This window comes from Streptomyces sp. NPDC001770 (assembly GCF_053596135.1).
In genome coordinates this window covers 1-10,611 of the sequence record NZ_JBSFFN010000079.1, presented here as the reverse complement: position 1 = coordinate 10,611, position 10,611 = coordinate 1, and the positions used below count along the sequence as shown (strand labels likewise).

The 10,611-nt window shown below is 71.4% G+C and carries 6 protein-coding genes; 3 read left to right on the top strand and 3 right to left on the bottom strand.

Annotated features, from left to right (window positions below; all coding sequences use genetic code 11):
* The coding region (locus ACWCSV_RS34175; RefSeq protein WP_451149093.1) for a condensation domain-containing protein at nt 1–1,514 on the bottom strand (1,514 nt) is incomplete at its 3' end.
* A gap of 219 nt (nt 1,515–1,733) precedes the next feature.
* A complete protein-coding gene (locus ACWCSV_RS34170) occupies nt 1,734–3,068 on the bottom strand; it encodes a helix-turn-helix domain-containing protein (RefSeq protein WP_451149091.1) in 1,335 nt (444 codons plus the stop codon).
* Between the two features lie 348 nt (nt 3,069–3,416).
* Here ACWCSV_RS34170 and ACWCSV_RS34165 point away from each other — a divergent pair, with 348 nt between their 5' ends.
* A complete protein-coding gene (locus tag ACWCSV_RS34165) occupies nt 3,417–3,617 on the top strand; it encodes a hypothetical protein (RefSeq protein ID WP_451149089.1) in 201 nt (66 codons plus the stop codon).
* Between the two features lie 184 nt (nt 3,618–3,801).
* On the opposite strand, the gene ACWCSV_RS34160 is transcribed toward ACWCSV_RS34165, so the two are convergent.
* Complete coding sequence (locus ACWCSV_RS34160; protein ID WP_451149095.1) at nt 3,802–6,882, bottom strand: AfsR/SARP family transcriptional regulator; 3,081 nt, start codon at nt 6,880–6,882, stop codon at nt 3,802–3,804.
* Nucleotides 6,883–7,125: 243 nt separating this feature from the next.
* On the opposite strand from ACWCSV_RS34160, the gene ACWCSV_RS34155 reads away from it, so the two are divergent.
* Together ACWCSV_RS34155 and ACWCSV_RS34150 are read left to right on the top strand one after the other, a co-directional pair.
* Nucleotides 7,126–7,578 carry a nuclear transport factor 2 family protein gene (locus tag ACWCSV_RS34155; protein ID WP_451149087.1) on the top strand — a complete coding sequence of 151 codons (453 nt, stop codon included), beginning with the start codon at nt 7,126–7,128 and terminating at the stop codon, nt 7,576–7,578.
* A 641-nt stretch (nt 7,579–8,219) separates the two neighbouring features.
* Nucleotides 8,220–10,391 carry a TerD family protein gene (locus tag ACWCSV_RS34150; RefSeq protein ID WP_451149085.1) on the top strand — a complete coding sequence of 724 codons (2,172 nt, stop codon included), beginning with the start codon at nt 8,220–8,222 and terminating at the stop codon, nt 10,389–10,391.
* The last annotated feature ends 220 nt before the right edge of the window (nt 10,392–10,611 follow it).

Here is a 10,611-nt window from a genome sequence, read left to right as displayed (position 1 = left end):
CGCCGGTCGCCGTCGATCAGCGCGACGGCCTCCGGTGCGCGGGAGACCTGTGCTTCGAACCGTTCCACGAGCGAGACGTCGTCCCGGTCGGCCACGGGCCCGGCCCACGGGCCGAGCAGCAGCTCCCGCTCGGCCCCCGACAACACCTCCAGCTCCGCGACCCTGCGATCGGCCGGCTCCCCCCGCCCCTCGGCCGGAGCGAGGGCGGTTGCGAGGAAGGTGGTGAAGCGATCCTGGTGGGAGGCGACGGCGGCCGTGTCGACGCCGTCGGCCGGGGTGTCGAAGTCGATCCGCAGGCCGTCCGACGCGCCCAGGTCGTACACCGCGACGCTGAGGTCGTCCACCGGGCCGTTGCTCACGTTGTGGTTGACCGTCGGGTGGCCGCACACCGTCATGTCGGCGTTGAAACCCATGATGTTGAGCACGGGTCCGGTCAGCCTGCGGGATCCGGTGAGGACCCGGGCATCCCGCCGAAGGTCCTCGTAACGGGTCAGCTGGTGGCGCAGACCGTGCTTGACCTCGGCGGACACGCTCCGCACCAGCGTGCGGAGGGTCTCCTCGGCGCTCACCCGCAGCCGCAGCGGTACGACGTTGGAGGTCATGCCGGGCGTACTGCGGGCGGCCTTCGTGGTCCGGCCCGTCACCGGCAGTGCGAGCGTCAGCTCGTCCTGGGCGGTGACGCGGTGCAGGTACACCGTGAACAGGGCGATCACCAGGACCGGCCAGGAGACCCGCTCGGCGCGTGCGACGGTCCGCAGCCGGTCCGCCTCCGCCGCCGGTACCAGGACCGTGCGCCGGGCGAAGGGCAGTGCGCCTCGGGCCGGCACCGCCCGGCCGGTGCCCCGTACCAGGCTGTCCGGCATCTCCTGTGCTCCGGCCAAGTGGTCCTGCCAGGCGGCTCGTTCGGTGGCAGCCTCCGCCGAGCTCCGCCAGGCGGCGTCCTCCGCGTGGAGGTCGGCCAGCCGGCCGAACGGGGAATCGTCCCACGGCTCGCCGGCGACCGCCTTCTCGTACAGCTCGACCAGCCGCTTCAGCAGCATCGAAACGCTCACGCCGTCGACCAGCAAGTGGTGGAAACCGTAGAAGTAGAAGTACCGGTCCTCCGCCAGCTTGATCAGCGCGCAGCGGACCGGGGACTCGCGGGTCAGGTCGAAGGGGGCGCCGATCGCCGCGTCCACCAGGCTCCAGGCCGCCTGCTCCGGGTCGTCCGCGGCGCTCACGTCGGTGAACGGGAGGGTGCGTGCTCCCGGTTCGGCGTCGATCAGCTGCCACACGGATTCGCCGTCGTCCTCGAAGCGGAGGGTGCGCATGACGTCCGCTTCCTCCACGAGGCGGTGCCAGGCGGCCCCCATCAGCGCCGGGTCGACCGGGCCGAGGATGTCCCGGCACTCGCCGACGTTGTACTTCAGGCCGGTGCGGTCCAGCGCGTGGGCCGTCCAGATGTCACGCTGGGCTTCCGAGAGCGGCAGCCGGAGGACGGCCGGAGCGGGTGCGACGGTCGCGTCGGACGGCATGGGATCTCCTGTGTGGGTCGCGGTGGGGACGAGCGGTCCTGGGTGTGCGGAGCCGGTAGTGCGAGCGGTGCGGGCGACGGGCCGGGAGGGAGGGGCCGGACCGGCCGCCCTCGGCCTGTCCGTCGTGCCGGGCCGGTAGAGCCATACAACCGTCGGAGCCGGGTGCGGAGCGGCAGTTGCTCCGGCGGTAGGGCCAGCAGTTCGGCGGGTCTGCGGCAGTCAGACGGCAGCCGTGGCGCCGGCCGACGCGCGGACCACGCACAGGACGCGGAACCCCGACCGTCCGCTGTCCGCGCTGGACCGGATCACACCGCTGACCAGCAGCTCACGGATCAGCCGGCCGCACTCGGGCAGCGTGCGGCCGGTCAGCCGCACGACGTCATGGAGCAGGAACTCCCCGTCGGCCGCGCGGCACAGGTCGCCGACGAGCGCCCGGTAAGGGGTGGGCAGCGCGGCGAGGGTACGACCGACCCGGTCCTGGAGGCCGGAGCCGTGCGGGTCTCCGGCGAGGTGGTCGAAGAGCGGGGCCGGATCCGATTCGACGATGTCGCGCAGGGTGGCCAGATCGCACACGGCGAGCCAGGAGGCGGCGGCTTCCAGCGCGGCCGGATGACCGTCGAGGCGGTGGCAGATCCAGGCGACGTCGGCGAGCGCCTGCGCGTCCGGCACGATGTCGGGGCGCACCCGCCGGAGCTGGCTGAGGAAGAACCGGATGGCCGCCGCGTCCGTGGACCCGGCGGTGGGGGCGGGCGCCTCCAATGGAGAGAGCAGGAACAGGCGTTCACCGGGTACGCTCCACGGCCGCTCTCCGGTGATCAGCAGCCGCAGGCCGGGGAACTCCCGCAGCAGACGGCTCAACCGGCCGAAGTCGAGGCCGCCGGTGTCGACGCCGTCGAGAACGAGCACGGTGCCCTGTCCGCCGATGGCCTCTACGACATCCGCCAGTTCGGGCAGCAGGTTCCCCGCTTCTCCGCCGCCACCCAGGAAACGCGCGCACGCGTCGGCCAGCCGGGGGAGCGGGTCGTCGCCGGCCCCGAGGCAGTCGGCGGCGGCCCCGTCACCGGAGTGCCACAGCACGGGCAGACCGGCATCGTGCAGGCGGGCAGCCGCTTCCAGGGCGAGCCGGGTCTTGCCGACGCCGCTCAGCCCGACCACGGTGACCAGCCGTTCGGCGCCCGACCCCAACTCCTCCACGACCACGCCGGTTTCCGCCTCCCGGCCCACCTGCGGGTACAGCGGTACGGGCGGCGCCGCCCGTACCACGGACAGGCGATGCACGGCATCTTCCGCCCGCGCGCCCCCTCTGGCCGCCCCCTCCAGCTCCGTACGCGACCGCGGACCGAGTCTCAGCGCGTCGGCGATCAGACGCACCGTTTCCGTTCTCGGCCGCTGGGCCTTCCCCTTCTCCAGGTCCCGGATGGCACGCACGCTGATGGTGGAGAGGTCCGCCAGCTCGCGCTGCGTCAGCCCGATACGGAGGCGGTGGCCGCGTATCAGGGAACCGAGCGGGGCGGTGGTCGCCGGGCTGTCCTGCTGGGGGAGGGTGAGCGTCATGAAAGGACTCCTGCTCGTCGGGGAGAGCCAACCCCGGAAGCGGCTGCGGGCCGGGGCGCTGTGCGGGACGGCTGTCGTGCCTTGCTTCTGCCGGAATCCTCCACACGCGCCCTATCCGGGGGGCATCGCGGGACCAACGCGGTCCACGGCCGGCCGGGCCCGTCCCGAGATAGCGGAGAGGCGCGTACGAGAAGCGCGCCACGCCCTGCCGGGACCGGTGCGCGCTGCGGGTGATAGGGGCGGCGGACCGTGATAACGGGGCGATAGGACCGGGACCGGTGCGGTGAATCCGGTCATTCCTAACTTGGTGTCCAGAAGGAAACGGAACACCGACGAGAGGACAGTCCGATGTCGAAGAACACCACCGCCCGCAACGCCCTCCGCACCGCTTTCGCCACCGTCGCGGTCGTCATCGTGACCGGAATCGGTGTCCAGGTGGGCTGGGCCGACGACACGTCGGGGGCCGGCACCCAGACGACCGGGACCTCGACCGCGGCCACCCCCACCCCCAGCCCCAGCAGCTCCACGGACAACAACCCCTGGGACTGACGTACTCCTGGGCGCCCGCCCGTCGGGCTCGGGCCCGAGCACACTCGGTGCCCGCCTGCTCCTCGGCCTCCGCCCCCGCTGACCTCGGCCTCCGTGCCGACGGACGGACCTCAGCCCCGTGCCCGCGGAACGTCAAGCCCGTACCGAGCCGGCCGCGACCGTGAAACCTCCGCGCCCGCCCGACTCAGCCGGTGCCGAGCAGCTGCCGCGTCTCCGCCAGTTCCCGCGTCATTCCCCGGTCCCTGAACACTCCCAGCGCAGGGGCCAGCAGCTCCCGGCGACGCTCCGGTTCGTCCTCCAGCAGCCGTGCCAGATCCAGCCGTGCCAGGGCCCCGCCGTTGAAGTCCATGATCTGCTCCCGGGCCGCGACGGCCCGGTCGAAGAAGTACCTGGCCCGGTCGGGCCGCCCCATCAGCACGAAGGCCTGGCCCAGATCGCGCAGCAGATGTCCTTCGCCGATCACGTCGCCGGAGTCCCGGCACAGCTCGAGGACCTCCGTGAACGTCAGCACCGCGAGATCGAGCTCACCCCGCTCCAGCAGCAGTTGCCCCACCCTGCGCAGGGTCCGTGCCCTGCCTCCCTGATAGCCGACCCCGTCGTAGATCTCCAGCGCCTCGTCCAACTGGGCCTGGGCAGCGGCCTTGTCACCCCGGCGCATCCGTATGTGGGCGCTCTGTGTGAGCACGATCGCCCGTCCCACCACGTCTCCGGCGCGGTCGAAGTCGGCCAGGGCCCGTTCGTACAGATCGAGTGCGGTGTCGTCCTCGCCGTTCGTCCGTGCGATGAGGGCCATGTCACGGCGGCACAGCGCCTCGCCCTGCGGTTCGTCCAGTGCCTGGAAGACGTCGAGAGCCGACCCCAGCGCCTGGCGTGCCATGCCGAACTCGTTGCGGCTCAGGTACAACGAGCCGAGCGAGGCGCGGACGGCCGCGGTTCCCCGCAGATTGCCGGCCTTGCGTACGGCCGCCAGCGCCCGCACATGGGTCTGCTCCCACAGGTCGTAATGGCCTCGAACTTCGAACAGGGTGACCAGGGTCGTCGCCAGGTTCCAGCTGACGTCGTGCAGTCCCTCGTCGGCGGCGTGCTCCACCATCGCGCAGAGGGCAGCCTGCTCCGCGTCGAACCAGGCCAGCGGGTCGGCGAGCAGCTCCCGGGTGCAGGAAGCGGGCGGTACCCAGCGTGGAGCGTCGCCGTGCAGCACGGTGAAGTCACCGCCGTAGACCTTGCGATGGGCCTCCTGGGCGAGATACATCCAACCGCCCGCCATGCGGGTGAGCGCGGCCCGCTGTGTCTCCGGGGCGTCGTGCAGGGCCAGTTGCTCGCGGGCGTAGACCCGGATGATCTCGTGGAACTGGTACCGGTAGCCGCCGGTGCGCTCCACACCGACGACGTCCAGCATCTGCATGTCCACGAGTGGTTCCATCAGGTCCGACGGCACGGGGCGGTCGTCTTCCAGCAGAGCGCCGGCCAGCCAGCTGGGCAGCGTCGGCGTCCGGGACATGCTCAGCATCCGCAGCAGCCCGCGGTCCTGCGGTGCCAGGCCGTTGTACGTGAGCGAAAGGCTGGCCCGCATCGTCATCTCACCGTGGGCCAGTTCGTCCAGACGGTGTCGTTCGTCGGCCAGTCTGAGCACCATCGACGCGAGCGTCCAGTGCGGGCGGGCGGCGAGCCGGGCCGCCGCGATCCGCAGGGCCAGCGGCAGCCGTCCGACAGTACGGACCAGAGCCTTGGCGGATGCCGCTTCACCCTCGACCCTCTCCGGCCCGATGATGCTGGACAGCAGTCTCAGCGCGCGGTCCTCGTCCAGCACGTCCAGCTCCACGCGGTGCGCGCCCGGCAGCGCGGTCAGCCTGGCCCGGCTGGTGACGAGGACGGCGCAGTCACGGCTGCCGGGCAGCAGCGGTTGCACCTGGCTCTCGGTGGCCGCGTCGTCCAGGACCACCAGCAGGCGGCGTGAGGCGAGCCGGGTCCGGTACATCTCCGCCCGTTCGTCCAGCGAGTCCGGGATCAGCTGACCGGGGATGCCCAGCGCCCGCAGGAAGCGGCCCAGCACCTCAAGGGCGGTGGCCGGTGTGCCGGTGCCGCGCAGGTCGCAGTAGAGCTGACCGTCGGGGAACCCCATTTCGGCGAGCCGGTGCGCGACGTTCACGGCGAGCGTGGACTTGCCGGTGCCCGGCTTGCCGGTGATCACGGCGAGCCCCACCGCCTTGCGGTCCCGGTTACTGGCCAATGCCCGCTCCAGAGCGGCGATCTGGCCCTCGTCGGCGACGAAGTCGGACGTCGAAGCGGGGAGTTGCTGGGGCCGCGCGTCGTGCGGCTGGGGTTCGGCCGGATCGGGCGAGCCGTCCCGGACGGTGAGGTGGAGCGGCTCACCGGCACCGCTCCGGTCCGCGGTGTACTCGTCACCGCCGTGCGGCCCGGGTCTGCCGGACCCTGCTGGGCTTCCGCCCTCCGCGGGCCCGGCCGCGGAGGCCGGTGCCGGACCCGGGCGGCTCCCGGCCGCTTCTTCGCGGGACCGTATCGCCCTTGCAGGCGGGGGCAGTTCACCCGCGAGGATTGCCGCCTCCAGCCGCCGGAGCTCCCTGCCCGGCGCCAACCCCAGTTCCTGGTCGAGGATCCTGCGCCCCGTGCGGTAGGCCTCCAGTGCCTCCGCCTGGCGCCCCGACCAGTACAGGGCACACATCAGCTGCTCGCGCAGGCGCTCGCGCAACGGGTTCTCGTGGGTGAGCAGTTGGAGCTCGCCCACGAGCCGGTCGTGCCGTCCCAGCTCCAGTTCGATCTGCAGACGCAGTTCGACGGCGCTCAGCCGTTCCTCGTCGAGCTTGCGGGCTTTGTTGGCGAGCGGTCCGCTCGCGAGCCCGGTCAGCGAATCGCCTTGGCCGAGGGCCACCGCCGACTTCAGCAGCGTGACCGCCTTCTCCGGCTCGCCCTCGTCACGATGCCGTCGGGCCATCGCGACCAGGCCGGTGAACAGCAGCGAGTCGACGTCGCCGGTGTCGACCTGGAGGACGTAACCAGGTGGCCGGGTCGAGATCGAGACCGTGCTGTCCGCTCCGGCCAGCAGTTTCCGCAGCCGGGACACGCATATCTGCACCTGGGTGCGCGCGGTCTCCGGAGGGTTGTCCTCCCAGATGAGGTCCACCAGATAGCTGGTGCCGACGACCCGATTCGCCTCCAGCAACAACGCGGCCAGGATCACCTCCTGCCGCCCGGGTGGCACCCGCAGCGGCCCGTCCTTGCCCCGCACCTGGAGCGGACCCAGCAACTGGAAGGGCGGCCGCGACGCGCCGGGGACATGCTCGACCGTATGCGGCGTGCCCTCGGTCACCGAGCCTCCGACCTCGTAAGCGACTTGAACTCGGGATCAACTTTCCCAAAGGTTCCACAACCGTCACGGTCTGTCCATCCTTCCGCGTGCCTGTCGTGATCACTCGGCGAATAGCGGCGCGATAAGCGAAGGTTGGCGCGCTACGGAAGAGTGCCTGGCGGAGGAGAAAGGAGGCGTCCCATGCACGCCGACGTCTGGACGAGCACAGCCCCCGATTCGGTGGTCGACCTGGTCACCGCAGCCGGTACCGACCACGTCCGCCTTGTGTACGACTACCTCGACGCCGGCGACCTCGACGCGTGCGCATCCCTGCTGCACGACCACGTCGAGCTGGAACTGCCCGGTGTCCCCACGGCCCGCGGACGGACCGCCGTCCTGCGCGCCCACCGCGACCACAACGGGTCCGACACCCGCCACGAGATCGACCGCGTCGTCGCCCGGGACCGGAGCATCGTCGCCGCGGGCCGCCGCATCACCCCCGGCAAGGAGGACACCGGCCTGCGCTTCGTGGACTTCTTCCGGATCGCCGGCGACGGCATGGTCGAGTCCTGTACGCGCTACTACCACGCGGAGCCGGGAGGCACCGGTGCGAAGTCGTGGAGATCGGCCGGGTTCCCGCCGTCGTCCCGTTGACAGCGGGCCGGCAGACCGGGGAGCCGGGCGGGCCCCGCCCGGTGGGGTGCTGCTGGCCGATTCCCTGCGGGACGGCAGCTCAAGGCTGTCGGTCCACGCGGCGGAGCGTGGTGGCGCCGTGCTCGGAGGCGGAGGACGGCGGCAGCACGCCGGGGTCGCCTTCGCGCCGCTCGTAGTCGTCAATCCCCCGCCGGGCCGGGAACGTCACCGCGGGGGCTGACGGTGTGCGCCGGTCGCTCCTGGCCGTAGGTGCGATCCCCGGCCGGCCTGCGCCTGCCGCGCAGATCGCGGCGTGTCTCCCCGGTCGACCGGGGCAGCCCCGGTGACACGCCGACGTACCCGCCGGGCTCCGACGGCACCGTACGACGGCCTCTGCCGGACGGGACCGCGCACCCACTGAGCCCGGACGACACCTGTCTCCTGCGGACATCCGCGCGACGGTTTCCGAGCGCGATCCGCTGCCCTTCGCCGGCCGCGGTGTGCGGCCCGCCGTGACGGACGGCACGGAAGCGGGCATGTGGTCCCGAACGGGCCGCGTCGGGAGGCCCGGGCCGTTCTGCCGGCCGGGTGAGCCCCGGTTTCGGCCGGGTGCGAAAAAAACCCCTGTGCGTCGGCTCGCACACCTCTGCGACCATCCCCGAATGGCGCACAGTCTCGAATCGCTGGTCATCCGGCATACCCATCGGCTCTCCTCTCCCATGGGCTCCGACGGTGAAGGAGCCACTGCCGCGCGACAGTTCGACGCGGCTCTGACGTCAGTGGGCTTCAAGCTCTCGGCGGAGCTGCTCGATCGGCTGTCGGGGCTGTCCGAGGCGGCGGTCGTGCACACCGCGAAGCGGACACTGCGCACCGTGAGCCAGATGGTGGGCGACCACGTCCGGCACAACGCGTACTTCATCGACTTTCCGGCGAACGTGCCCGACACGGAAGAGTTCTGGATGCGGTGCGTGGCGCAGGCGCTTGGCGACGACACGTCGCGCCGGAACGTGCTGACGCAGTTCGTGCAGGGAAAGCTGGACCTGCTCGGCCTGCCCAAGTACGGCCGGTACCAGCACACTTACGAGGAGATGCTCGCGGCGCAGGACGCGCTGATCGCCGCAGCGGGCGACCGGGTGACCGTCCTGCACCTCGGCCGGGAACTGGACGACGAAGTCACGGACCTGTACCTGGCCTTGGCGGGCAGCACGACTCCGCTGGGCGAGGACGACCTGCGCGATCTCAAGGTCCTCGCCGAGCGGTGCGCGCCGGGCCCCCAGCCGGAGTCGATCCCGGTACGGGAGAACCGCGCGGTCGTCAACGAGGCCCGCCTCGGCGTCGGGGCGGACCTCCTCCTCGACACCGTCACCGATGTACTGCGGCTGGCCTGCGCCCTTTCGGGCGGCGACGTGACGCTCCAAGGACCGACCCGGTTCCGTGCGCTGTCGCGGCCGGTCCGCCGTGCGCTGCTCGCGGGCCTCGACGCCGTTGTCGCGGCGAGTCCCGCGAAGCTCGCCGATGTGCACGCGCACCGCGAACCCTTCAAGCGGCTCGGCGAGCGACTCCACCCGCATGAGTACCCGCGGTGGCCGCATGCCGCCGATGTGTTCGCCGTCGCGCGGGGTGAGAAGGAGGCGCGCTCCTTCGAGGGCCGTGTCGAGACGCTGCTGGACGAGTCCGACGTCCTCGGCGCGGTGCGACTGCTGAAGTCCGCTCCCGGCAAGCTGTTCCGCGCCCTGGACCTCCTGCTGCGGATCGCCGCGGACCAGGAGGAACGGGATGCGGTGGTGGCGGCCGCGGTGCAGGTCGCTCCCGGCGTCTCCGGCCGGGTCGTGCTCTCGGTGCGCGAGCACCTCCAGAACCGGGAGCGGGAGACCGGCAGACCCCGCATCTTCGTCAACCGAAGGGGCCGGGCCTGGATGACCCCCGACTTCCGGCCGCCGGTTCCAGGTGCCGATCGCGACCGTCTGATCTCGGCCCTCGATGCCGAGATGCGCCGACGGCTCCCCGTCCCGGAGCGGCTGCTGATCGACCCCGAGGTCCTTGACGTGGCGCTCCCGCTCAGCGGCATGGCGACCGCGTCCGGGCTCGGGGTACTGCCGCGAGGATCGGTCTCGGCGGTCGACGGCGAACAACTGCGCTTCTTCGTGTACTGGAAGGAGACCGGGACACGGACCGACTACGACCTTTCCGCGCTGCTTCTCCACTCCGACTACAGCACCGATTCCTGGCTCTCCTACACGTCCCTCAGGGCAGCCGGGGGCGAGCATTCGGGCGATGTCACCGAGGCGCCCGAGGGGGCCTCGGAATTCATCAACCTGTCCCTGGACCGGGTGCGCAGCTCGTTCATCGTTCCGCAGGTCAACATCTTCGCGGGCGAGGGCTTCGAGGAGGTCGAGGAGTCGTTCTTCGGGTTCATGGTGCGCGACGGTGAGCAGAAGGGCCGGCCGTTCGAGCCGCGTACGGTGCGGATGAAGTCGGAGCTGCGCGGAGTGGGCCGGGTGGCGCTGCCGCTCGTATTCCGCCGGGGGGACGACGGCCGGTGGCGCTCGAAGTGGTTGCACCTGTATCTCAGGGGCATCTCGTCGGCCAACCGGGTCGAGGAGAACCAGGTATCGGTGTCGAAGGCGGTACGCGCCCTCGTGGAGCGCGAGCAGCTCACGGTGGGGTACCTGATCGACTTGATGTCCGGCGGCACCACGGTCGTGGACCCGTGGGACGGCGAGACGGTCCCGGACGGACCCGTGATGTACATCGGCTTCGAACGCCCTGAAGGGCTGCACCCGGACTCCCAGGTCATCACGCTCGAAAATCTGCGCGACGTGATCCCGGGCTGAGTGCTAGCGTCACCCGTGGCGAGGCCATGAAGGGGCTTCCTTCTCCCTTTCCTTTCCTGAAAACAAGTTCCTTCGCTTTCCTCGCCCTCGAATGTCGCTCCGGGCGGCGCCCGCGGTCACCGCGGACATCCTGTGCCGCCGAGGGTCCTTGGCGTACTGGTCCAGCAGCCATCGTTCGCCGTCCTCCTGACCCTGTTCGGCGTGGAACCCGCGGACGAGA

Coding starts and splice junctions, on each gene's coding strand:
- ACWCSV_RS34170 (WP_451149091.1), bottom strand. CDS start 3,068: ATGACGCTCACCCTCCCCCAGCAGGACAGCCCGGCGACCACCGCCCCG.
- ACWCSV_RS34165 (WP_451149089.1), top strand. CDS start 3,417: ATGTCGAAGAACACCACCGCCCGCAACGCCCTCCGCACCGCTTTCGCC.
- ACWCSV_RS34155 (WP_451149087.1), top strand. CDS start 7,126: ATGCACGCCGACGTCTGGACGAGCACAGCCCCCGATTCGGTGGTCGAC.
- ACWCSV_RS34150 (WP_451149085.1), top strand. CDS start 8,220: ATGGCGCACAGTCTCGAATCGCTGGTCATCCGGCATACCCATCGGCTC.